This is a genomic window from Bacillus sp. S71 (assembly GCF_016625265.1).
GTDB lineage: Bacteria > Bacillota > Bacilli > Bacillales > Bacillaceae_G > Bacillus_A > Bacillus_A cereus.
Genome location: NZ_JACVUW010000009.1, coordinates 127,585 through 152,944 on the forward strand (window position 1 = coordinate 127,585; position 25,360 = coordinate 152,944).

The window sequence follows — 25,360 nt, forward strand, 5'->3', positions numbered from 1 at the left end:
TTTATGAATTCCGACTTTTATAAAGTAAATAAATGAAATAAGGTGCACCAATTGCTGATGTAAATACCCCTGCTGGAATTTCAAGTGGTGTGAAAATTGTACGCCCTATTAAATCTGCAGCAAGTACTAGAATTGCACCGACAATAGCTGCAACTGGGAGTAATGCACCGTATAAAGAACCAACTAATCTTCGTGAAATATGAGGTGCCATTAAACCGACAAATCCAATCCCTCCGGCAAAAGCTACCGCACCACCAATTAAAGCTGTACTAAGTAATAACATAAATACACGCGACTTCGTTAAAGGAACCCCAAGTCCTACCGCTATATCATCCCCTAGCTCTTGTGCATTTAAATGCCTAGCTGCGATAAATGATATTACTGTTAAAATGAGAACCCAAGGCGCAAGTACCATAACATTTTGCCAAGAAGAGCCGTAAACGGTACCCGTAATCCATACATTCGCTTGGCTCGCTTGATAAATTGGTGCTAGCAACATAAATAATGTTGTCGCCGCCTTCGTTAATGCCCAAAATCCAACACCAATTAAAACGAGACTAATTGGTGATAATCCATCATTTTTCCATGCAAATAAGTATACAAAAACCGCTACAATCGTTGCTCCTGCAAAAGCTGCAAGCGGCATATAATGAATACTTACCGTTAGTGCATTATTTTTATCACTAAATAGCGCTAAAAATAATACAACTGCGACACTTGCCCCGCCCGTAATCCCGATGATATCAGGAGAAGCAAGTGGATTTCGAACGAGCCCTTGTAAAATACAGCCCGCTACCGCAAGCGCAATTCCTACGAGGATAGCAATTAAAATACGTGGCATACGAAACTTATTTACAACCATATTTGACATTGCATCGCCATTTCCGGTAATTGCTTGCCATACGTCATAAGGAGCAATTTTCATGTCTCCCATACCTGCGCTCGCAAAGAATAATCCTATTAAAACAACTAGTAAACTTAACAAGACGAGACAAGCTCGTTTATACATTAAAAACGAGAGCTCGCCTTTTCCTATACGAAACGGAATATATTTCTTCATTTGCTAAGCCCTCTCTTACGTGCAATATAAATAAAGAACGGTGCTCCAATAAATGCTGTCATAACTCCTACTGGTACTTCTTGTGGCATAATGACATATCTTGCTGCTATATCAGCCAATATTAGTAGTATTGCCCCTAACAATCCGCTATAAGGTACTCTCCACCTGTGGTTAACTCCAACAAGAAATCTAGCAAAATGCGGAGTAATAATTCCAATAAATCCAATTGGACCAGCAACCGCAACTGAACCACCAGACAACAGTACAATAATAAGTAACACGAATGATTTCATTAAAATTGTTCGTTGTCCAAGTCCTTTCGCGACGTCTTCTCCCATCATCAATGTATTTACTTTCCCTGCCATCATAAGAGATGCAATCCATCCTATTAATAAATATGGGAATACAGATTGTAAAATTTCTAACTTTCTCCCTTGCACAGATCCAGCAAGCCAAAATAATACCTCTTCAAGTGCTTTTTCATTTAACACAAGTAATCCTTGTGTTAATGATGAAAATAACGCACTAATTGCGACCCCTGCTAACGTTAACTTAAGAGGAGTAGTCCCTTCTTTTCCTAAAGAACTAGAAGCAAATACAAGTACAGCTGCAACCGCAGCTCCTAAAAAGGCAATCCATGTGAAAGCTGATAATGATGTTACTGAAAAGATTACAATTGCTACAACTATGAAGAACGCAGCACCTGAATTTAATCCAATAAAATCTGGAGAAGCAAGTGGATTCTTAGTTAAAGTTTGCATAAGACAACCCGCGATGGCTAAACTAGCACCAACACTTGCTGCTATAAGTGCCCTTGGAAGGCGCACATTTTGAATAATAATATGTTCATTAGAACCATTAAAATGGAAAAAAGCATCTAGCGCTAATTTCCAGCTCGTATTTGTATATCCGAAAATAATACTTCCCCAAATACAAATAACGACTGCAATGATTCCAACAAATAATCCAATCCATTTTGCTTGATTTGTTTTTAATAACATGCAGCGTTTCCCCTTCAATGTATAATGATACGTTGTAAGTGTATTTCAACTTAATTCTTATTGTCAACGGAAATGAGAATTATTTTCAACCATATGTATTGACAATCAAAAGATAAAGGCTTAATATCATGCTTGCTATTGAAAAATATTCTCAACATGTAGGGGGTACATAATGAATTTCATGCGGAAAAAATCGTTTACAGTATTTGTATTTTTACTAGCATTTTCAATGCTTTTAAGCGCTTGTGGAAAATCAAATAACAAAGAAGAATCTACAAAAGAAGATAATAAAAAAGAAGTGGTTACTGTAGAACATGCAATGGGTAAAACAGAAGTTCCTGCTAATCCAAAACGTGTAGTTATCTTAACAAATGAAGGAACTGAAGCTTTACTTGAATTAGGTGTGAAACCAGTTGGTGCTGTAAAGTCTTGGACGGGTGACCCATGGTATCCACATATTAAGGATAAAATGAAAGATGTAAAAGTTGTTGGTGATGAAGGACAAGTTAACGTTGAAACAATTGCTTCTTTAAAACCAGACTTAATTATCGGTAACAAAATGCGTCACGAAAAAGTGTACGAACAACTAAAAGCAATTGCACCTACTGTGTTCTCAGAAACATTACGTGGGGAATGGAAAGATAACTTCAAATTTTATGCAAAAGCATTAAATAAAGAAAAAGAAGGTCAAAAAGTTGTAGCTGATTACGAATCACGTATGAAAGATTTAAAAGGCAAACTTGGCGATAAAGTAAATCAAGAAATCTCTATGGTTCGTTTCATGCCTGGTGATGTTCGTATTTATCATGGCGATACATTCTCTGGTGTTATTTTAAAAGAACTTGGATTTAAACGTCCTGGAGATCAAAACAAAGATGATTTTGCAGAGCGTAACGTATCTAAAGAGCGTATTTCTGCTATGGATGGTGACGTATTATTCTACTTCACATTCGATAAAGGAAATGAGAAAAAAGGATCTGAACTAGAAAAAGAATACATAAACGATCCTCTATTTAAAAATTTAAATGCCGTAAAAAATGGTAAAGCATACAAAGTCGACGATGTTATTTGGAATACAGCTGGCGGTGTAATGGCTGCTAACCTATTACTAGATGATATCGAAAAGCGCTTTGTTAAATAATTTCATTCTAACCAGCTCTCTCTTTGATGGAGCTGTTTTTTTCATTTCACTGAAGTGTCACATTATTTCATTTTGTATTTTTATTCCCAATATGTTATATTATAAAAGTAAATAAAATATATTTTCTCTATATCAGAATAAATGTTTTAATCTAAATTTTCTGATTAATCACTATTTTATTTTCTTTTAGAATTCAATTATTACATTTGAAAACGCTTATCATCTCGTTTTCAGGGCAAAATACAGTAACGGTTGAAGAAAAATAGAACTTTTTTAGAAATTTTCTTTCTATTTCCATATAATTCTATTGACTTCTAAATATTTTGTAAATTAAAATGATTACATAAATATCCGTTATACAGGATTAGGGGGAAACAAACATGGATGCAGCTTTAAAATTAGACAAAGCTGGAGAGCAACAATCACCAAAAAAACATCCACCAGGGTTATACTTGTTGTTCTTTACAGAGGCATGGGAAAGATTTAGTTATTACGGAATGCGTGGCTTATTAGTTCTTTATTTAACAACGAGCTTAGTAAGCGGCGGTTTAGGATTTGATAAAGCAGTTGCAGTTCAAATTTACGGTATTTTCACAATGCTTGTATATTTCACACCTATTATTGGTGGTTGGTTAACTGACCATTTCATTACGAAGCGACATGCCATTACTATTGGTGGTATCATTATGGCGCTTGGTAACTTCGTACTATTTTCAATGAATACGAAAACTGGACTATTTTTAGGATTAGGATTATTAGTTATCGGTAACGGATTCTTCAAACCGAATATTTCGACTTTATTAGGTCAATTATATAGCGACAACGATTCTCGTCGTGATAGTGCCTTCACTATCTTCTACATGGGGATTAACTTAGGAGCTCTTATCGCTCCATTCATTTGCGGGTACTTCGCAGATTATAGATACGGTTTCTTAACAGCTTGTATCGGTATGATTATTGGACAGATTGCATTTAACTTATTAGCACCTCGTTACTTAGGATCAGCTGGAACAACAGTTGTGGGTAAAAAATCTAAAGAACAAAATGCAAAAGCTGTTGAGAAAAAACCTTTAACACCACAAGAGAAAAAACGTACTGTTGCAATTTTAATTTTAACTTGTTTCGTTGTATTCTTCTGGGCAGGCTTTGAACAAGCTGGTAGTTCTTTAACACTTTACACAGATAAGTTCGTAGATCGTACAATTGGTGGATTTACAATTCCAACACCTTGGTTCCAATCTGTAAACCCACTATTCATTATCTTACTAGCATTACCTGTTTCTGCGTTATGGATTAAGCTTTCAAAAACAAAAAATGGTGATTTAAAAATCCCAACAAAAATGGCATTAGGTATGATTTTACTAGGGATTGGATATTTAGTTCTAACTTTAGCTGTTTTAAAAACTGGTAGCGATGAAGGTAACATTACAATGAAAGCAAACTTACTATTCATTGTATTCACTTACATGTTCCACACAATCGGTGAGTTATTCTTATCACCAATCGGATTATCTATGGTAAGTGCAATCGCTCCTGTTAAATTAGCATCATTATTAATGGGTGTATGGTTAGCTGGTACTGGCTTCGCAAACTTATTAGCAGGACAATTAGCCGCTTTCACTCAATCTTTAGGATATTTAGAAGTATTCGCAAGCATCGGTATTATCGTAATTGTACTGGGATTAGTACTTCTTATGTTCTCTAAGAAAATTGCACATATGATGGAATAACAAAAAGACGCTTCTAAAATTAGAAGCGTCTTTTTTATTATTTCTCCTCTAAAGCTGTCACGTCCACATGAACGCTCTCACCAGGATTAGATACATCATACACTTGAGCACTCCCCTTCTGCTCATCACAGCTCTCAATCCATACTGGTACGCCCTCATATGTAACGTCAATTCTACTTGAAGAAGATAAGATTTGTTTCACACGTTTCACATCCATACTAATATCCCTCCTTTTGCTTACTACACTCCTTTCTATTTTTTCTTTTCCTTTTAGAATATATTCCGTAAAGCAGCATGTTGATTGATAGTCATTTCTTCCTCACATGCTAATATTTACTCTCTCGCTACCTTTCTGACAAATAAAAAAAGACGTATATTCTACACGTCTTTTTCCATAATATTCAAATTTTAAGAAAATAATGTTTTTACTACCGCACTTACTTTATCATTATGGATTTGGTAATACACTTCTAATCCTCGTCTTTCAAAGCGCACTACTTTATTTTGCTTTAACTTCGTTAAATGTTGTGAAACCGTTGATTGCGGAATTTCTAATACTTCCTGTAGTTGTGTTACATTACATGTTCCTCTTTGCATAAGTTCCATTACTAGACGTAGACGAAGTGGGTGAGCTAACGCTCTTAACATTTGTACATCTTCTTCTGAAATACGACATTCGAATTGATTTTGGCTCATAAAGTTCCCCTCATTTTCGTTTTTATTTGCGTTTTTATGTTCTTTTTATTTATTTATATATCTGTTCTTATATTTCCTGTTACGACATAACTTTATCAACCTATAAAGCCGAAAAATTTTTCCATTTTCATCAACAAAAATTCAGGAAAAAATCCTTGTTGATTTTGAATATTATACTATATGATATAACGAAAAAGCAAAATAATGGCCTACGAATACTTTGCTTGCAAACGTTGTTTTATCAGGCTTTTTGTTATATTTTCACCTCATTGAAATGCACAGTAACGGTATTGTAAAATACCGTCTATAATTGATAACCTATCGTAATGTAGCTGAACTATACTTAACCTCTTTGTTACGCTAAAAGGAATTTTCAGTAAAAAGAGATGATGTGGTATTAAAAATTTGTTTCTAATTTTTTATTCGTATTGCAAGCGGTTGGACTGTTGTGCAAAACTTCCTATTAAATCCACTCACCATTCCTCCCTCACTAGATCAAACAGGACAGATCAGTTCATATATCAAACTTTATACTCGATATAAAAGATGGCATCTAATATACGCCTATAAGGAACATGCCATCTGAATAAGCAAAATAATATGCAAATAACTTATACAGCACACTTAAATTCATTTGAGTGTGTTTTTTGTCTACTTTATGAACAAAGCTTTTCTTTTAACACTATTATGGAATAATTATACTTTTTTACGTTGACAATAGTGTTGAAGGAGAATATACTAAGCATGTAAGTTGATTGTGAATAGTTTCACAAATAATGTGAATTTCTTCACATATAATAGATAGGAGTTGTCATTATTATGAGTACTTGGACACAAATTTATGACCCATTAAACAATATTTGGTTATCTGCACTAATCGCAGCACTTCCAATCTTTTGTTTCATCATTTGTTTAATGGGATTCAAAATGAAAAGTTACATGGCTGGTCTTTATAGTGTGATTGTCGCTATTATCCTTGCAATATTTGTTTATAAAATGCCAGCAACAGTAGCTGTAGCATCTGCCGGGTTCGGTGTTTTATCTGGATTTTATCCAATTTGTACTATCGTTATCGCTGCAATTTTCCTTTACAAATTAACTGTTAAAACAGAGCAATTCAATATTATTCGCGATAGTATTTCAAGCATTACAAATGATCAACGTTTACAAGTGTTATTAATCGCTTATTCTTTCGGTGCTTTCTTAGAAGGCGCAGCTGGTTTAGGGGTTCCAGTTGCTATTACAGCTGCACTACTTGTAGGTATGGGATTTAACCCATTAAAAGCAGCAGGTATTTGTTTAGTAGCTAATATCGCTGGTGGTGCTATGGGTGCTATGGGTATTCCAGTTACAGTACCAGCACAATTAACTGAACTTGACGCATTAACTATCGGTCGTCAAACTGTTCTTATTTTACCTTTCATTAGTATCATCTTACCTTTCTTACTTGTTTCAATGGTCGATGGAATTAAAGGTATTAAAGAAACTTGGCAAGGTATTCTTGTAAGTGGTGTTTCTTTCGCAATTACTCAGTTCCTTGTAACTTACTTCTTAGGTGCAGAACTTACTAACATTTTCGCAGCCGTTGTAAGTATGATTGCTCTTGCATTATTCTTACGTGTTTGGCAACCAAAATCTTCTACTAAAGAAGAAAAACAAGAAACTAAAGTATCACATACATTCAATCAAATTTTATATGCTTGGTCTCCATTCGTATTCTTAACTGCATTTGTAACAATCTTTAACTTAAAACCGATTAAAGCTTTATTTGCTCCAGATGGTGCGTTAGCAAACTTAGTATTTAACATTCAGTTCCCTGGTCTTCATAATGCTGTTATGAAAACTACACCAATTACAAAAGCTGATACACCTTTCGCAGCTGTTTTCAAATTCGATGTATTCTCTTCTACAACTACTGCGATTGTACTAGCAATTATCGTTTCACTTATCGTTTACCGCGTAAAAGGTAAAATGGTTAAAGAATTAATGATTGAAACAATGAAAGAATTAAAAGCTCCAGTATATACAATTTGTAGCGTTATCGCTTTAGCTTACGTAGAGAACTACTCTGGTATGTCGTCTACACTTGGACTTGCATTCTCTTCTACTGGTAATGCATTCCCAGTTCTTTCTCCAATCTTAGGATGGATTGGCGTATTCATTACAGGTTCAGTAGTTTCAAGTGGTTCTTTATTCGCACCACTTCAAGCAGTAACAGCAGACCAGTTAAACATCGTTCCTTCTACACTCGTTGCCTTAAACGTAGTAGGTGGTACAATGGCAAAAATGGTTTCACCACAATCTGTAGCAGTTGCTTGTGCCGCAGTTGGACTAGTTGGGAAAGAATCTGCTCTATTTAAAACAGCAATGAAATACAGTTTAATCTTCTTAGCTGTTATTAGCTTACTTCAATTAAACGCTGTATTTAATATCTTTTAAAAATAAAACACCGATCCAAATGGATCGGTGTTTTTCACATTACATTTTTTTATTTTTTAATAAAGAAGCTCCAGCAATTTCAGGGTGAGTCATTTCGAATGGATCTAAAATAATATCCAATTCCTCTTCTGTCAGTACACCATGTTCTAAACATAACTCCCTAACAGATTTTCCTGTTTCAATTGCTTCACGTGCAATACGAGATGCTGCTTCATAACCAATATGAGGATTAACTGCTGTAATAATTCCAACACTTTTCTCAACATATTGCTTCAGCAATTCTTCATTTGCTGTAATTCCTTCAATACAATATTCACGGAATACACGGAATCCATTATTCATAATACTTATAGATTGAATTAAATTAAATACAAGCACAGGCTCCATTACGTTTAACTCTAATTGTCCTGCTTCTGATGCTAAGCAAATTGTATGATCGTTTCCGATTACTTGGAATGCGACTTGGTTAATCACTTCTGCCATAACTGGATTTACTTTACCTGGCATAATCGATGAACCCGGCTGACGTGCTGGCAATTGAATTTCAGCTAACCCAACACGTGGACCAGACGCCATAATACGAAGATCGTTTGCAATTTTAGACATGTTCATCATACATACTTTAAGTGCTGCAGATACTTCTGTGTATGCATCTGTATTTTGCGTTGCATCAACTAAATGCTCTGCACCAACAAGTGGGAATCCACTAAACGTTCTTAAATGTTTTACTACTTGTTCAATATACGTAGGATTTGCATTTAATCCTGTACCAACAGCTGTCGCCCCCATATTCACTTCATATAAATGTTGACGAGACTGTTTAATTCTTTTTATATCACGCGCAAGCACTCGGCTATACGCTTCAAATTCTTGCCCAAGGCGAATTGGAACTGCATCTTGTAAATGTGTGCGTCCCATTTTAATAACGTGATCAAACTCTTTTGCTTTTTTACGAAAAGCAGAATGAAGTTCTTCCATTGTAATAAGAAGCTTTTCTAACATCATAAGAGTTGCAATATGAATCCCTGTTGGAAACGCATCGTTCGTTGATTGGGCCATGTTCACATGAGTGTTTGGGCTAATTTTCGCATACGCCCCTTTTTCATATCCCATACGTTCTAACGCTCTATTCGCAATTACTTCATTTGTATTCATATTAATAGAAGTTCCGGCTCCGCCTTGAATAGGATCCACGATAAATTGATCATGAAACTTTCCATCAACAATTTCTTGCGCTGCTTCTGCAATTTCATATCCAATGTCTTTAGCTAAGTAACCAGTATCTATATTCGCAAGCGCCGCCGCTTTTTTCACAATTGCCATTGCTGTAATGAGTGATGGATGAATGCGATATCCTGTAATTGGGAAGTTTTCTACGGCACGTAATGTTTGTACACCATAATAAGCTGCACTTGGTACTTCTTTTTCACCTAAAAAATCTTTTTCTATACGTATATCCTTCATTGCTATCATTTTTATCACCTATACTTTTTCATTCTAAATCCTTATCCAAAAAATCCGCCCTCTAAAAACACGAGTATCATTCAGAAGAATTTTTCAGTATCCACCTTCACTATATAGCACCTTTTTTGAAAGCGCAAACATTTATTTTTCTGTATATCCTTTTTATTAAAGTTTATAGAAAATCATTCTTCTACTTTCCTTATTTCCACTCGTTTAATTTGATGCATATCCTTTTCAAGGACTTTAAAATAAAAACCGTGTTTCTCAATAACATCTCCTTCAGCAACGATTTGTTTTTGTACCATAATCCAGCCACCAATTGTATCTACATCATCAGCAATTAAATGTATGCCAAGCAAATCATTTACTTCACTAATAAGCACTTTTCCCTCTACGATTTTATACCCTTCACTTACATGCTCTATAGGTGGATTCTCATCTTCATCGTATTCATCTCGAATTTCTCCAACAATTTCTTCTAAAATATCTTCTAGTGTAACAATCCCTGCTGTACCACCATATTCATCATACAATACAGCTAATGGAATGTGTTTTCTTTGCATTTGTAATAGTAAATCATGAATTGGAATATTTTCTAGCACTTCAATAACTGGCCTTGTATATGGCATAATCGAGCACTCCTCGTCCCGATTCCCATCCATATAACGAATAAATAAATCTTTTACATTAACCATCCCAATAATTTCATCTTTATCTTCACCAAATACAGGATATCTCGTGTACTTTTCTTGTGCGATTACTTTAATATGTGTTTCAAATGGTTCGTCCTCATATAAGCCTACAACTTCCGTACGAGGTACCATAATTTCTTTTGCTACTCTATTATCAAATTCAAAAATATTATTTACATATTTAAATTCCCTTTGGTTAATCTCTCCGCTCTCATAGCTCTCAGATAAGATTAACCTTAATTCTTCTTCTGAATGAGCTACTTCATGTTCAGAAGCTGGATGTAATCCGAATAAACCAGTTACAACCCTCGCTGAACCATTCAAAGCCCAAATAAACGGATACATAACTCGGTAAAAATAAATAAGTGGTTTCGATAACAATAAGCTAACTTGTTCTGCTTTTTGTATAGCAAATGTCTTTGGAGCAAGTTCCCCAATGACAACATGTAAAAATGTAATTACTGCAAAGGCAATAATAAATGAAACTGTACTGGAAATTGCAGGTGAGAATTGTAATTTTAAAAACAACGGCTCGAGTAAGTGTTTAATAGTTGGTTCCCCTAACCACCCGAGCCCTAAAGCAGTAATTGTAATACCTAGCTGGCAGGCCGATAAATATTCATCTAAATTTGACGTTACCTTTTTAGCTGCCAGTGCACCTCGTCTTTTTTCGCTAACGAGTTGATCAATACGACTGCTACGTACCTTAATAATTGCAAACTCAACAGCCACAAAAAATGCTGTTAACCCAATAAGAATGACTACCATCAATAATTTTAAAATATCCACATATGTCCTTTAGCTTTCTTAGCTAAAGTTACACCTCCTTTTAAAAAGAAGTTTCACTTTAGTTTCTTCAATTATTGGAAAGCAACTCTATATAAAATCCACCAATTTTCAAACCTCATACAATTCTAAAGGTAAACCATCGGGATCTTGGAAAAAGACGAATTTCTTCTCCGTTATTTCATCAATACGGATCGATTCTGTCTCAACACCACATTGATTTAAATGCTTCACAGCTTCTTCTATATTTGTAACAGCAAATGCTAAATGTCTAAGACCTGCTGCTTCTGGAAAACTTTTGCGCTCAGGCGGATTTGGAAATGAAAATAATTCGATTTGATACTCTTCTCCTACACATAAATCTAATTTATAAGAATCTCGTTCCTTTCTATATACTTCATTCAGTTCTTTAAATCCTAATATTCTAGTATAAAAATCCTTTGACGTCTCATAATTCGAACAAATAATTGCAACGTGATGCACTCTACATATATTCATACTCTCTCTATTCCTTTCTTTACCAAAGATGCATATTCTCTCTTGAAATGAAAAACATATATAGCAGAATATCTCTTTTAGGGGGCTTATCATGAAATTCATTACTTTTTTCGTCGGACTAATTGTTGTTTTCTTGCTCGCTTATATTGCTAGCAATAATAAGAAGCATATTAAATTTAAACCAATTTTTATCATGCTTATTATACAGTTAATTTTAACCTATTTACTACTAAATACAGAAGTCGGCCTCATACTAATTAGAATCATTTCCAGTTTGTTTACCAAGCTACTCGAGTATGCTGCTGATGGAATAAATTTCGTATTTGGTGGTCTTGCAAATAAAGGTGAAATGCCATTTTTCCTTAATGTATTATTACCAATCGTCTTTATTTCTGTTTTAATTGGTATATTACAACATTTCAAAATACTACCATTTTTTATTCATTGGATCGGGTACTTTCTTAGTAAAATAAATGGTCTTGGGAAATTAGAATCTTACAACGCTATCGCCTCTGCCATTGTCGGCCAATCAGAAGTTTTTATTACAGTGAAAAAGCAATTGGCTCAAATTCCAAAACACCGTCTTTATACACTTTGTGCCTCTGCTATGTCAACCGTATCTATGTCTATCGTAGGTGCCTATATGACAATGATTGAACCTAAATATGTAGTAACTGCACTCGTTCTCAATTTATTTAGCGGTTTTATTATCGTACTCATCATTAACCCTTACGACGTTAAAGATGACGAAGATATTTTAGAAATCAAAGGTGAAAAACAGAGCTTTTTTGAAATGCTTGGAGAATACATTCTTGATGGTTTTCGTGTAGCCATTGTTGTCGGCGCTATGCTCATCGGATTCGTCGCATTAATTAGTTGTATTAATGACCTGTTCCTCATTATATTCGGTATTACGTTCCAACAATTAATCGGCTATGTATTTGCACCTATCGCATTCCTTATCGGTGTACCAAGTTCTGAAATTGTCGCAGCTGGCAGCATTATGGCAACGAAGCTTGTAACGAATGAATTTGTTGCCATGATGGACCTCAGTAAAATTTCTAATAGCCTTTCTCCCCGTACAGTTGGTATTATTTCTGTTTTCCTTGTGTCTTTTGCCAATTTCTCTTCCATTGGTATTATTTCAGGTGCGGTAAAAGGACTAAACGAGGAACAAGGAAACGTTGTCGCGAGGTTTGGCCTTAAATTACTATATGGAGCTACTCTCGTTAGCATTTTATCTGCAATTATCGTAAGCATTATGTTGTAATTAGGTAAAATTTTATCATTTTCTTATCCCTATCTTTTGTATACAATAACGAATAGATGTCTTATAAATAATCAAGACATCTATTTTTTATACATGTACAATCGCTTTTATTTAGCGTAAAATATTTTTTATGTGTTTGAATACACTTCTAAATGTATACACTTTGATAGTTTTAAAGGAGAAAAAATGATGAAATCCGACACGAACAACAATACGCGAGCCAAAAAAGGACGCTCAAAGAAAAAACGCCTACTTTGGTTCCTTCTTATTCCATTACTAATTGTAGCACTTGGAGCAGGAGGCTACTCCTTCCATATATACAGTAAAGCAAAGTCCGTCTTAAATAATGCTTATGCTGAACTAGGTCGAGGAGATAAGTCCAGCAAACGTGAAAAAGCTGTTAAACCTATGACCGACAACATTTCCGTACTTATTATGGGTGTTGATGAAAGTGAAATTAGGGAAAAAGGTTATGGAAAAGCGACTCGAACAGATGCGTTATTACTTGCAACAATTAATAAAAACGATAAATCCGTTAAACTTGTAAGCATTCCACGTGACTCACGCGTCTACATTAAATCACGTGATAAATACGATAAAATTACACATGCGCACGTATTCGGTGGTGTAGACAGCACAATTGATACGGTAGAGAACTTTTTAGATGTTCCAGTTGATTACTATGTAAAATTCAACTTTAAATCCTTTATTAAAATTGTTGATTCTCTTGGTGGTATTACTGTCGACGTTCCAGTTGAGTTCACAGAGCAAAATAGTAAAGATGAAGCAGATGCAATTCATCTTAAAAAAGGACGTCAACATTTAAATGGAGAAGAAGCATTGGCGCTAGCTAGAACTCGTCATATCGATAGTGATTATATGCGTGGCCAACGACAACAGCTTGTATTAGAGGCCATTGCTGAAAAGGCACTATCTCTTAATTCCATTAATAAAATCGGTGGCCTACTAGACGCTGTCGATAAGGATTTAAAAACCAATTTAACGTTTGATGATATGATGACAATTACAAAAAATTCAATGGATTCAAATTTAAAGATGGAAAAAATGCAAGTAGAAGGTACAGATAAATATATAGGTGGTATTTATTATTACGTTCCAAATGAAAAAAGCGTCGACACTATTTCAACTACCCTTCAAAAACATCTCGGTGTTACGAATAAAAATGAACATAAAAAATTATAATAAAAAGGCTGCTAGATCTTTCTAGACAGCCTTTTTATTATATTTTTCAACATATTTTTCATACACATTGTGACAATAAGTGACAATTATTACAGCGATGTAACATTTTTTATGAAAACATTACACACACAGTGAAAATAATAGTATACTAGTACGTACATAATGTTATTTTCATCATTTTTATACAAAAAATGTAATACATATATTTATACATAAATTTCTGGGGGGAAATAAATGAAGCTAAGTAAAATACTGATTGGTTCTGCAATTGCTGGGGGCATATTACTTTGTGTAGGCGGTGTTGGGGGATATAAATATGTATCCAAATTAAATAATCAATTAGATACTACTGCATTACCAAATACTACATTTGAAGGTATTTCTCTCGAAGGAAAAAATAAGAAAGATATTCAAGCAATTATTAATCAAAAGGTAACTGAGTTAGATCAAAAATCCCTTACCTACATATTCCAAAACGATAAACAAACTTACACATGGAAAGATTTAGGGATAAATTATAAAGAAAAAGATATTATTGACAAAATCTTCAAAGAACAAGAAGGAAACGTAATGAATCGTTACAAAATGCGTAAGCAAGCTGAAAACGGTGAATTAAAACGTGACTATAAATTAACACCACAATTAAATGCAACAGCTTATGAAACCTTTATAAAAGATAAATATAATGAAACATTAAAAAATCCTGTTAATGCAGAATTGAGTATTGAAGGCTCAACAGTAAATGTTAGTCAAAGCCAAAACGGAGAAAAAATTGATAAAGGGAAACTAAACGGTTTAACAAACGAAGCTATTACTACTGGTAAATCAGATGTTACATTGCCAGTTACATTTATAAAACCAGAACGTTCTACAGAAGACATACAGAAAATGGGTATTAAAGAAGTCATTGCTGAATATTCTACGCCAATGGCTGGCCGTAACGGAAATCAATCATTTAACGTAAATAAGTCAGCCAATACTTTAAGTGGGGTTATTGTCGCACCTGATGAAACATTTAGTTTTAATGGCCGCGTTGGCGTAACTGATGCTGCACATGGTTATAAATCTGCAGCAGTATATTCACAAGGTAAAGTAATACAAAGTGCAGGCGGAGGAGTTTGCCAAGTCAGTAGTACTTTATACAGCGCAGCTTTAAGGGCAGATTTAGGCATTGTTTCTCGAAGCAATCATTCTATGCCGGTAAATTATTTACCACTTGGGCAAGATGCAGCAGTAGCAGATTATGGTCCAGATTTAAAATTTAAAAATAATACGGGCAATCATATTTATATTCAAGCATTTTCAAATGGAGGTAGTATTACTACACGCATTTTCGGTACAAATACTGGTAAAAATGTTGAAGTTTCTTCTCAAGTAATTAGTAGGACTAGTGATAAAATCACAGCGGTTACGTATAAAAAAGTAACACAAAACGGGGCAGTAATATCAAATGGACAAATTTCAAAAAGCGTATATAAAAGCGCTCCAAAAGAATAGATAATATCAACCGAATAGCATAAAGAAAAAGGCGTGATTTAATCACGCCTTTTTCTTTTGCAGTAATAGTAAAAAAGTTTCAAGATGGTCCTTCGTTTCTTCTAAAGACCACATACGATTGCCTTGCTTCGCAGCTAATACACACGCCTCTTCCCACGCGTTCTTTTTCTTCATATTTATTAATTCATCACGTAATTTCAAAACAATTTCTTCGTCTTCTTGTTCAATAAACTCTTCCATCACGCTTACTATTTCATCCTCATGAATACTTAACGTACAGTACGATTTAAGAAAGTATTGTAATGTCGTATACATAATGTACTCCCCCTTCTTATTTATCAGATGGATAAGAAGTAATAATCTTAAACCCTAATTCTCCTGACTTATCTCTTGCTAAAACAGTAACAGTTTTTACCAACTTGTCTTTTACACTCATATTTTTCTTTATTACCGTTTTTCCAACCGGGAATGAATGTGTTGTATTTAGTACGAGACGAGCCTCTTTAGAATTTTTTAACCAGTCTTGAATTTCCTTATCATGCTGCTTCAAACTATCTTTTACAGCTTTCGTTGCTGTTTCCTTGTCATAGTATGTACTTGCTGCTGATACTTTATCTGTCTTCAAGCGATTCTTCAAATCTTCTTCTGATTTGCCTACATGTCTTTCAATCGTATGGCCATTTTTAGGTGGCCCTTCCATTTCATCTAAAATATTATCACTAATTTTTTCTACTGATGTCGATTGATTCCCTGTTTGTTTCTCTGTTTTTTGTTCTTTTCCTGCACATCCACTTAAGATCAGCATTAGTGCCAATAAACCACTCAAGAAAAGACTACTTATTCGTTTCATCATATCACCTCTTTCATGATTATTATCGCAACTTCACTAAAAGTCAATTTCACAACGAAAAAATCTATCAGTTTTCATTTTTTTCATCTATTTTTCCATATTTATCCGCGCAATTTCATCAATCCTCTATTTTTCGACTTTTATAATATATACCCCCTATATTTTATGATTATTTCCCATATGAAAACACTGATAATATCACTATAAAACTCTTTCACGAAAAGGTTTTTATAGTGTTTTTCAAAACATTTTAAAATACCCCTATTTTTATATACCCAATACCCATATAAGGTATAACTCCCCTTCTTATCAACGTTTTTCTACATTATGTAAATTTACCCTTGCCTATACAAACGAAATATGGTGTAATGCAAAAAAAGATAAAGGATTTTAAACAATGGCTGAAACGATTCAAAATTTCTTAACAGAATACTATTCAATCGCAATTCCACTTAGTATCTTAATTAACATCATCATTAGTCTTTTAGGCGTTATTCCTAGCATCTTTTTAACCGCCATTAATATACAGCTCTTCGGTGTAACAAATGGCACAATCATTTCGATCGTAGGTGAGGCCTTAGGGGCTATTATCTCGTTTTATATTTACCGCATAGGCCTTCAAAAGTTCACTCACGATAAAGTAAATAAGTACCCAAAGGTAGAGCGTCTTCTTTATGTACAAGGTAGAGAGGCCTTTCTACTCGTTCTATCGTTTCGATTGATACCTTTCATCCCATCAAGTATCGTGACTTTATTTGCAGCTCTAGGGAAAATGTCATTACTCTCCTTCAGTATTTCCAGTACAATAGGTAAAATACCGGCATTATTGATTGAAGTATATTCGGCATACCAAGTCATGAACGGAACAAATGAAGCGAAGTGGATTGTGACAATCGCAGGTTGCATTGGATTGTTCTATTTGTGGAAAAAATGGAGAAAAAAATAAAGAAGGAGCCTATGCTCCTTCTTTATTTTTGAGGTATCTTATTAATAGCTATCCTTTAAATCCTTAGTTAATACCAACAGCACTAAATGATTGCTTAACTGCTGCTACTTCCGCAGAAGTCGCACCATATAAATCAGCTGCAGCTTGTACTGCACCAGCACGAGCTTGGCTAAATGTAGTAGATTGCGTGAAATATTGTGTATTTGCACGGTAGTAAATCGCACCTAACTTATCTTTACCAATGCCCGTTACAGTTACACCCGAATGCGTACCACCATTTGCTAATAAATAAGCTTGTTTGTTAATGATACCACTGTTTGTATGAACCCCACCGTTATCACTAGTACCAGTGTAACGCTTAGAATAATGGTCTGGGTCACCATATTTCGCTGGATCACTCATAGAGCGAAGCGCATCTCCTGCTTTACCAGGCGTGTAAATATCTTCACCAATCTCCCAATCTGGGTTACGGTTATCATAGAATTCTACTAAAGTACCAAAGATATCAGAAATCGCTTCATTTAACGCTCCTGATTCATTTTGATAAATTAAGTCCGAGCTATTTTCCGTAACAGCATGCGTTAATTCGTGACCAATTACGTCAATTCCACCAGATAATGAAGTGAATGTTACACCATCTCCATCTCCGTATACCATTTGTGAGCCGTTCCAGAATGCATTATTATACTTACTTCCGTAATGAACTGTTGATTTTAACGGTGCCCCTGCATCATTAATAGAGTTTCTATTAAATGTAGCTTTATAATAATCATATGTTTTACCTGCATAGTAATGAGCATCTACTGCCGCTGCATCATACGCTGCATTGAAAACATTATCTGCATCTACCCATAAAGTTCCTGGCAATGTAGTACGATTTTTCGCATCATATGTGAAAATCGTTGCTCCGCGCGTATTATCTTGTAAGTAGTAAGATGAGCCAGATAATGTTGTATTGAGTGATTTCGTATCTCCTAATACACCTTTACCAGTTCCTACTTTATTTGTTCCTGTTACAGGTTTTACTACTGCTTTCGCATCCTGTTTAGGAGCCTCTTGCTTAATTGGTGATTTATCTTCATTTGCTACATGATCCAATTTATTATATTTATTTAATACTTTACCGCTGTCTGCCTCAATGAAATAGTAGTAGTTTCCTGGACTTGGATCTAAGAAGTTTAGATTTACAACGTATGCATATGTTGTTTCTTCACCATTTTGATATACATATAAGTCCGCTTTTGGTTCTACCTCATATTTCGGTGTTACCCCTAAATCTTGCTGTGCGATTTCAATCGCTTTTGCGCCTTCAATCTTATTTTTATTTTTCAACTTTTCCTTCTTGTCTAAATCAGGTGCAACTGTTCCAGACAATACTTTTAAAGAACCGTCTTTACTTACGTGAGCTACTTGAGTAGAACCCCATACAGGTACTCCTTCGTAAACTTGTTGCATACGTACTACTGTTGAATCAGTTACAGCATCTTTCTTCACTTGTTTCACTTTGAAAGAATCTTGCGCACTCTTTTCCCCTAGCTTGTAATCACCTTTTGCTGCGTTTAAGTAATCAAACACAACAGATTCTGCTTTCTTACCAGTCGCTCCAGTTAGATCACCAGAAATAAACTCAGGTGACTGTACTGTCTCATTGTACTTCTTCGTAGAGAGTACATTTTTAGAATCCGCAAATGCAGAGCCTGTCCCTCCAAACGTTGTAACTGCCATTCCTGTCGCTAACACTAACGCTAAACTTTTCTTTTTCATGAACCTTCCCCCTAATAAAAATTTTTTTGAAAAAGAGTAGTTTCATATTAGCATTATGTTTCCACTATTAATATACTAAAAATTCAATTAATTTATTTCTCAAGTTTTGTAGAATTTTGAGGAACAAATATTGAAAAACCCCCTTCCGATTGGAAAGGGGTTTCTGTTAAGAATTTATTAATTCTACTACTTTTTCTCCTTGACCATAAATATCCGATGTCCAAGCATATTGCGGTTCCAATACCACTAATACAGCTACCAAAGCCAAAGCACCAATAATTATTTTTTTCATATTATTTTCCTCCCTTTTCTTCTAATAAATTAATTGCTAATTTATAGTAGTTATTACTTTCCTTAAATTCTAGTAATTCCTCGTGATATCCTGCTAGTTCTAAATACACCATTTTTAATTCCTTTTTATTTTCTTCGCCTCTAAAAAATGGGATTGCCTCAACTTCTAAAAATCTTTTATAAACATCTTTCGTTTCAAAGTATTTATTCTTAAGCATTGAAAGTATATATAGCATACTTTTATACTTTTCATCCCTCTTGGCAACATCTATTCCTTTATTAATCCAATCTTTCGCTTCTTCAAATTCTTTTAATTCAATACACTGCAAAGCGATTTCATACACTGCATCAATATAATTTAAATCCTCTTCCTTTTTGTACTTTAGGCATTGTAAATAATAATCTTTTGCTTTTGAATAATCTTTTAAGTTATAGTACAAGAAGCCTAAATTATTTAAAGCAATAGCTGTTATACTTTCTTTATCAGCAAAAGAATTTGCTTCCCTCAAAATATTATTATAAATAGATAGTGCTTCATTATATTGCTTTTTTTGTATATAACTCAACGCAATAAGTAACTGGCAATTTATCACATAACGGAATTTATATTCATTCTTAAATCCTTCCATTGCTACATTAGCAAAATGTAAAGTCATATGTTCAACTTCTAATTCATTATAAACAAGAGCCAAATTGAAATATATTCCATTCTCATGATAACCTTGTTCCTTTGCCATTACTTCTGTTCGAGTCAAATACTCCAATGCCTTCTTATATCTATGTTGTAAAAAATAATATAACCCTTTGCTATACGTATATAATAATTTTTGGAATGGTGAATACTTTTTGTACATCTTCTTTAAGCTCTCTAACTCTTTTTCGACAGCAGGAAAATCCCTTTTCATAATTAAATAACGTGTATACAGCAGTTTATAATAATTTATAATTTCAAAATCCAACACATGCTTCATTTCACCTTGCAACTCTTCATATATACGTTCTACTTGTTGCTTGTCTAAATGAACTAGTGCATTTAACCATTCATCCAGCTTCCCCTTCACATCTTCTTCTACATCTCTCAAATCCGTCACGGCAATTTCTAGTCTTGTGCAGAGCAATTGTAGAATTTCTTCTGATGCTTCGATCTTTCCATTTTCAATCTTACTTAAGTATGAGACAGAACAAATGCCCTGACATAATTCTTCTTGTGTCATTTTTTGCTGGAGCCGTTTATAAAAGACTTGTTTGCCTATTTTTTCTAATGTTTGTTGCATTGTCCTCCTCCATTCTCATTACCCCCATTACTCTAATAATACATAAAATTTGGAGAAATATAAATTGATAAATATAAATTTTCTAAAAAATATGCATAATTTCATTTTTTTCTCTCTTGACTTCACATCAATATCTCTTCTTTGCTACGAATGGTGAAAAATTGGTATACTATAACCAAATTATGGAGGTGTTCTCGCGATGACTCATTATAAAGACGATAGTTATGCCTTACATACAGACCTATATCAAATCAACATGGCTTATACATATTGGAAAGATGGTATTCATAATCGCCGTTCTGTTTTTGATTTATATTTTCGAAAGCTTCCATTTGAGAACGGCTACGCTGTTTTTGCTGGCCTTGAGAAAATTGTAGAGTACATAGAAAATTTCAGTTTTACTGAAAGCGATATCGCTTACTTAGCAGAATTACAATTCGAAGAAGAATTCCTTCATTATTTACAAAATATGAAATTCACTGGGACGATTCGCAGTATGCAAGAAGGTGAAGTTGTATTTAATAACGAGCCTTTATTACGTGTTGATGCACCACTTGGTGAAGCACAAATTATTGAGACTGCCCTCTTAAATATTGTGAATTACCAAACATTAATTGCCACAAAAGCAGCACGTATGAAACATGCTGCAAGTAATGATGAGCTTTTAGAGTTCGGCACAAGACGTGCCCATGAGTTCGATGCTGCCCTTTGGGGGACGCGTGCTGCCTTTATTGGCGGTTTCTCCTCTACAAGCAACGTTCGTGCTGGGAAACGCTTTGGCATCCCTGTAGCTGGCACACACGCTCACTCTTTCGTTCAAGCATATCGCGATGAATACGTCGCGTTTAAAAAATACGCTGAAACTCATAAAAAGTGCGTCTTTCTCGTTGATACATATGACACATTGAAATCTGGTGTTCCAAATGCGATTCGTGTTGCAAAAGAATTTGGGGATCGTATTGATTTCTATGGCATACGTCTTGATAGTGGTGATATGGCTTATTTATCGAAAAAGGCACGAAAACTACTAGATGAAGCAGGGTTTACAAATACAAAAATTATCGCTTCTAGCGATTTAGATGAATACACAATTATGCACCTTAAATCTCAAGGAGCAAAAATTGACGTATGGGGTGTTGGGACGAAATTAATTACGTCCTTTGAGCAACCTGCATTGGGGGCTGTTTACAAACTCGTTGCGATTGAAGATACTGACGGAAAATTAAATGATACGATTAAAATTTCATCTAACCCTGAAAAAATTACCACTCCAGGACTGAAACGAATTTATCGTATTATCAATCGGGTTAACGATCATGCAGAAGGCGATTATATTGCGTTAGATTCTGAAGAACCAGGAAAAGAAGAGCGCTTAAAAATGTTCCATCCAGTTCACACATATATAAGTAAATTCGTAACAAACTTTGAAGCCCGTGAACTGCATAAAGACATTTTCGTTAACGGTGAAAGAACATATGAACTACCAAGTATATTAGATATTCAAAAATATAATGAACAGAGCCTCTCTCTATTTTGGGAAGAATATATGCGAACTTTAAACCCTGAAGAATACCCTGTCGATTTAAGCCAAGAGTGCTGGGATCATAAAATGAATTACATTCAAACAGTTCGAGAACAAGTTGAAAAAAACATACAAAAGTAAACAGAGAAGTTTCCCCTTCTCTGTTTTTTCAATACTATATGGATATTTGTAAAAAATATATTAAAATAATAAGATGAATGTATTTTATTTGTAAATTTTAATATTATACTATTTTAAAGTAAAATAATATTTGATATTATTTTATTGAGTCAATTTCAACCAAATCACCAATAAAAAAGAGGACGCGGTTCGCGTCCTCTTTTTTATAAATCTTTCACTCGTAATACACGCATTGCATTTAACACTGCAAGTAGTGTCACACCAACATCTGAGAAAACAGCTTCCCACATTGTTGCAATACCAAAGGCACCAAGTAATAAAACGATCCCTTTTACACCTAGAGCAAAGATGATATTTTGCCACACTATACTTCTTGTGCGTTTTGCAATTTTTACAGCTGTCGCAATTTTTGAAGGCTCATCAGTCATAATAACGATGTCTGCCGCTTCAATTGCTGCATCTGACCCTAAACCACCCATCGCAATACCAACGTCTGCACGGGCTAATACTGGTGTATCGTTAATACCGTCACCAACGAAGGCAATTTTTTCTTTTCCGTGCTTCGCTGCATCAATTTTTTCAATCTCTTCTACTTTTTGTTGCGGTAGTAATTCCGCATGAACTTCATCTAAGCCTAATTCTTTACCAACAGCTTCGCCAACTGGTTTTGCATCACCAGTTAACATTACTGTCTTTTTAATACCTAGTTCTTTTAACTTTTGAATCGCTTGTTTCGAATCCTCTTTTACCTCATCAGAGATAACAATATAACCTGCATATCTTCCATCTACAGCAACGTGAACTAATGTACCTACTGTTTCTGGTTGTTTAAATTCAATATTTTCTTTTCTCATTAATTTTGCATTACCTGCAAAAATTTCTTTTCCTTGTACTTTTACGACTGTACCGTGACCAGAAATTTCGTTATAATCATCGATTATTTTTTCATCAATTGATTTTCCATATGCCTTTCGAATAGATTGGGCAATTGGATGGTTAGAATATACTTCAGCAAATGCCGCATACTCTAATAACTCTTCACTTGTAGTACCTTCGCTCGGTTCCATTTTTGTAACTTTGAAAACACCTTTTGTTAATGTTCCTGTTTTGTCAAAAACAATATATTTCACATCATTTAAAGCTTCTAAATAGTTACTACCTTTTACTAACACACCACTTTTAGATGCACCACCAATACCTCCAAAGAATCCAAGAGGAATTGATACAACTAACGCACATGGACAAGAGATTACTAAGAACACTAAAGCTCTATAAATCCACTCAGAGAATGTAGCTCCTTCTAAAATAAGTGGTGGAATAAACGCCATGATTGCCGCTGTAATAACTACAACTGGAGTGTAGTAACGTGCAAACTTCGTAATAAAGTTTTCCGTTGGTGCTTTTTTACTGCTTGCATTTTGAACTAAATCTAAAATTTTCGATACAGTTGATTCACCGAATTCTTTTGTAACTTCAATTGTCAACACACCGTTTTGGTTCACAAAGCCACTTAATACATCATTTCCAACTTCAACTTCACGTGGTACAGATTCACCTGTTAATGCTGAAGTATCTACCATTGATGTTCCTTCAATTACTTTTCCGTCTAACGGCACTTTCTCACCTGGCTTAACGATAATATAATCGTCAATTTGTACATCTTCTGGTGATACTTGTTTCGTTTCATTTCCAACCTTTACATTCGCATAATCAGGACGAATATCCATTAATGAAGTAATTGATTTTCGAGAGCGGTTTACCGCAATGCTTTGGAATAGTTCTCCTACTTGATAAAATAGCATTACTGCTACGGCTTCTGAATATTGCTGAATTGCAAAGGCTCCTACAGTTGCAATTGCCATTAAGAAGTTTTCATCAAATACTTGGCCGCGAGTTATGTTTCTTACCGCTCTCCAAACGATATCTCCACCTATTAATAAATAAGCAAGGACGAATAACGGAATTGTTACCATTTGTGGTAAGCTCGCTAATGCAGCAATTGCTGTCAAAATTCCGCCGACCACTAATCTCCCTACCATCTTTTTCACGTTTGCTTCACCATGATCGTGACTATGTCCGTGGTCATGACCGTTCTTCTCTTCACGAACAACTTTCACATCTGGCTCTAACTTTTGAACGACATTTGTTATATTTGCTACAGTTGCTTCTAGTTCTCTTTTATTCGCAACTTCTACTCGTAGTTTCTTCGATACGAAATCAACAGTTGCTTCTGAGACAGCTGGCATTTCCTTCACTTTATTTTCAATTTTCATTGCACAGTTCGCGCAATCTAAACCTTCTAATATAAATACTTCTTTAGCAATTTTATTTTTTTGCTCTTCTTGCACTTTAATATGCGGTTCTAATTTTGTAACGAGTTGTTTTGCTTCCGTAACAACTTCGTTTTCTTTATTTTGTGCTGTTTCTAAGATCATTGTCTTTGTTGCGAAGTTTACAGAGCAAGAATTTACTCCTTCTATATTCCCAACACCTTTTTCAATTTTCATTGCACAATTCGCACAATCTAAACCTTCTAACATCAGTTTCTTTTTCACTAACGCTTCAGCCATCGTTCTCCCTCCTCGCGTTCTTTTTATTCTTCTTCGTTTACGTGTTCAAACGCTTGCTCGAAGATATGAATTACGTGCTGGTCAGCTAACGAATAATAAACAACCTTTCCTTCTTTACGATTCTTCACAAGTTTCGCTTGCTTTAACACACGAAGCTGATGCGAAATAGATGATTGTGTCATTCCTAATAAATAAGCTAAATCACAAACGCACATTTCAGCTTCAAATAGCGCATGTAATATTCTCGTACGTGTACGGTCACCTAATACTTTAAATAGTTCTGCTACTTTACTTAAACTTTCATCAGTTGGAATTGTTTGTTTTACTTGCTCTACAACTTCTTCATGAATTATCGTTTGAGAACATGTCTCTTGTGGTGTTTCTACTTTATTTCCAGCCATAATAGCTCACCTCTTTAATTGAACATATGAACAATCATTCATATATCTTATACTCTTATTATATGAGCGCCTACTCATATGTGTCAATGAAATCTGAATTTTTTTTATGAACATTCCGTTCACA

At 34.6% G+C, this 25,360-nt stretch carries 22 protein-coding genes; 8 read left to right on the forward strand and 14 right to left on the reverse strand.

What is annotated here, in order from left to right:
• Position 1: 1 nt before the first annotated feature.
• Positions 2–1,060, reverse strand: a complete 1,059-nt coding sequence (locus IBT51_RS19465) for a FecCD family ABC transporter permease (RefSeq protein ID WP_000760057.1) — start codon at positions 1,058–1,060, stop codon at positions 2–4.
• Positions 1,057–2,061 (reverse strand): FecCD family ABC transporter permease, encoded by a 1,005-nt coding sequence (locus tag IBT51_RS19470; protein ID WP_200458539.1) that lies wholly within the window; start codon positions 2,059–2,061, stop codon positions 1,057–1,059. The genes IBT51_RS19465 and IBT51_RS19470 overlap by 4 nt, the downstream gene beginning before the upstream one ends.
• Positions 2,062–2,233: 172 nt before the next feature.
• Here IBT51_RS19470 and IBT51_RS19475 point away from each other — a divergent pair, with 172 nt between their 5' ends.
• Entirely contained in the window at positions 2,234–3,202 is a 969-nt protein-coding gene (locus IBT51_RS19475) for an ABC transporter substrate-binding protein (RefSeq protein WP_001010277.1), read from the forward strand.
• Between the two features lie 380 nt (positions 3,203–3,582).
• Positions 3,583–4,932: a peptide MFS transporter gene (locus IBT51_RS19480; RefSeq protein WP_000338315.1), complete on the forward strand. Its 1,350-nt coding sequence runs from the start codon at positions 3,583–3,585 to the stop codon at positions 4,930–4,932.
• Positions 4,933–4,969: 37 nt separating this feature from the next.
• On the opposite strand, the gene IBT51_RS19485 is transcribed toward IBT51_RS19480, so the two are convergent.
• Together IBT51_RS19485 and IBT51_RS19490 are read right to left on the reverse strand one after the other, a co-directional pair.
• Positions 4,970–5,149, reverse strand: a complete 180-nt coding sequence (locus IBT51_RS19485; protein WP_000382679.1) for an acid-soluble spore protein H — start codon at positions 5,147–5,149, stop codon at positions 4,970–4,972.
• A gap of 191 nt (positions 5,150–5,340) precedes the next feature.
• A complete protein-coding gene (locus tag IBT51_RS19490; protein WP_000081428.1) occupies positions 5,341–5,628 on the reverse strand; it encodes an ArsR/SmtB family transcription factor in 288 nt (95 codons plus the stop codon).
• Between the two features lie 819 nt (positions 5,629–6,447).
• Here IBT51_RS19490 and IBT51_RS19495 point away from each other — a divergent pair.
• The gene (locus IBT51_RS19495) at positions 6,448–8,067 is read left to right on the forward strand and encodes an L-lactate permease (protein WP_016083562.1); all 1,620 of its coding nucleotides are present in this window, start codon (positions 6,448–6,450) and stop codon (positions 8,065–8,067) included.
• A gap of 39 nt (positions 8,068–8,106) precedes the next feature.
• On the opposite strand, the gene aspA is transcribed toward IBT51_RS19495, so the two are convergent.
• The 3 genes from aspA to gloA2 all read right to left on the reverse strand — a co-directional run bounded on the left by aspA (position 8,107) and on the right by gloA2 (position 11,507).
• The gene (gene aspA / locus IBT51_RS19500) at positions 8,107–9,540 is read right to left on the reverse strand and encodes an aspartate ammonia-lyase (protein ID WP_200458540.1); all 1,434 of its coding nucleotides are present in this window, start codon (positions 9,538–9,540) and stop codon (positions 8,107–8,109) included.
• A 173-nt stretch (positions 9,541–9,713) separates the two neighbouring features.
• Positions 9,714–11,012 carry a hemolysin family protein gene (locus IBT51_RS19505; RefSeq protein ID WP_000353320.1) on the reverse strand — a complete coding sequence of 433 codons (1,299 nt, stop codon included), beginning with the start codon at positions 11,010–11,012 and terminating at the stop codon, positions 9,714–9,716.
• A 108-nt stretch (positions 11,013–11,120) separates the two neighbouring features.
• Complete coding sequence (gene gloA2, locus IBT51_RS19510) at positions 11,121–11,507, reverse strand: SMU1112c/YaeR family gloxylase I-like metalloprotein (protein ID WP_001017676.1); 387 nt, start codon at positions 11,505–11,507, stop codon at positions 11,121–11,123.
• A gap of 91 nt (positions 11,508–11,598) precedes the next feature.
• Between gloA2 and IBT51_RS19515 the strand changes: the two genes are divergently transcribed.
• The 3 genes from IBT51_RS19515 to IBT51_RS19525 all read left to right on the forward strand — a co-directional run bounded on the left by IBT51_RS19515 (position 11,599) and on the right by IBT51_RS19525 (position 15,477).
• Positions 11,599–12,777, forward strand: coding sequence for a NupC/NupG family nucleoside CNT transporter (locus IBT51_RS19515; RefSeq protein ID WP_000668875.1), 1,179 nt, complete (start codon positions 11,599–11,601; stop codon positions 12,775–12,777).
• 186 nt (positions 12,778–12,963) lie between these two features.
• Positions 12,964–13,980, forward strand: a complete 1,017-nt coding sequence (locus IBT51_RS19520; RefSeq protein WP_002153524.1) for an LCP family protein — start codon at positions 12,964–12,966, stop codon at positions 13,978–13,980.
• 234 nt (positions 13,981–14,214) lie between these two features.
• A complete protein-coding gene (locus IBT51_RS19525; RefSeq protein ID WP_088022945.1) occupies positions 14,215–15,477 on the forward strand; it encodes a VanW family protein in 1,263 nt (420 codons plus the stop codon).
• Positions 15,478–15,519: 42 nt separating this feature from the next.
• Here IBT51_RS19525 and IBT51_RS19530 read toward each other — a convergent pair whose 3' ends face one another.
• A complete protein-coding gene (locus IBT51_RS19530) occupies positions 15,520–15,792 on the reverse strand; it encodes a hypothetical protein (protein WP_000288803.1) in 273 nt (90 codons plus the stop codon).
• Between the two features lie 16 nt (positions 15,793–15,808).
• Entirely contained in the window at positions 15,809–16,327 is a 519-nt protein-coding gene (locus IBT51_RS19535) for an RNase A-like domain-containing lipoprotein (RefSeq protein WP_000822706.1), read from the reverse strand.
• A gap of 397 nt (positions 16,328–16,724) precedes the next feature.
• Here IBT51_RS19535 and IBT51_RS19540 point away from each other — a divergent pair, with 397 nt between their 5' ends.
• Positions 16,725–17,273, forward strand: coding sequence for a TVP38/TMEM64 family protein (locus IBT51_RS19540; protein WP_200458541.1), 549 nt, complete (start codon positions 16,725–16,727; stop codon positions 17,271–17,273).
• Between the two features lie 63 nt (positions 17,274–17,336).
• Here the strand turns inward: IBT51_RS19540 and IBT51_RS19545 are convergent, their stop codons facing one another.
• From IBT51_RS19545 to IBT51_RS19555, 3 genes are all read right to left on the reverse strand, one after another.
• On the reverse strand, positions 17,337–19,037 hold the full coding sequence (locus IBT51_RS19545; RefSeq protein ID WP_000730376.1) for a M4 family metallopeptidase: 1,701 nt from the start codon (positions 19,035–19,037) through the stop codon (positions 17,337–17,339).
• A 166-nt stretch (positions 19,038–19,203) separates the two neighbouring features.
• Complete coding sequence (locus tag IBT51_RS19550) at positions 19,204–19,329, reverse strand: NprX family peptide pheromone (protein ID WP_000720172.1); 126 nt, start codon at positions 19,327–19,329, stop codon at positions 19,204–19,206.
• A 1-nt stretch (position 19,330) separates the two neighbouring features.
• On the reverse strand, positions 19,331–20,602 hold the full coding sequence (locus IBT51_RS19555) for a helix-turn-helix domain-containing protein (RefSeq protein ID WP_053565271.1): 1,272 nt from the start codon (positions 20,600–20,602) through the stop codon (positions 19,331–19,333).
• 199 nt (positions 20,603–20,801) lie between these two features.
• Between IBT51_RS19555 and IBT51_RS19560 the strand changes: the two genes are divergently transcribed.
• The gene (locus IBT51_RS19560) at positions 20,802–22,265 is read left to right on the forward strand and encodes a nicotinate phosphoribosyltransferase (RefSeq protein WP_000150184.1); all 1,464 of its coding nucleotides are present in this window, start codon (positions 20,802–20,804) and stop codon (positions 22,263–22,265) included.
• Between the two features lie 203 nt (positions 22,266–22,468).
• Here IBT51_RS19560 and IBT51_RS19565 read toward each other — a convergent pair whose 3' ends face one another.
• The gene (locus IBT51_RS19565; RefSeq protein ID WP_200458542.1) at positions 22,469–24,835 is read right to left on the reverse strand and encodes a heavy metal translocating P-type ATPase; all 2,367 of its coding nucleotides are present in this window, start codon (positions 24,833–24,835) and stop codon (positions 22,469–22,471) included.
• A gap of 23 nt (positions 24,836–24,858) precedes the next feature.
• Positions 24,859–25,236, reverse strand: coding sequence for an ArsR/SmtB family transcription factor (locus tag IBT51_RS19570; protein ID WP_000918378.1), 378 nt, complete (start codon positions 25,234–25,236; stop codon positions 24,859–24,861).
• Between the last annotated feature and the right edge of the window lie 124 nt (positions 25,237–25,360).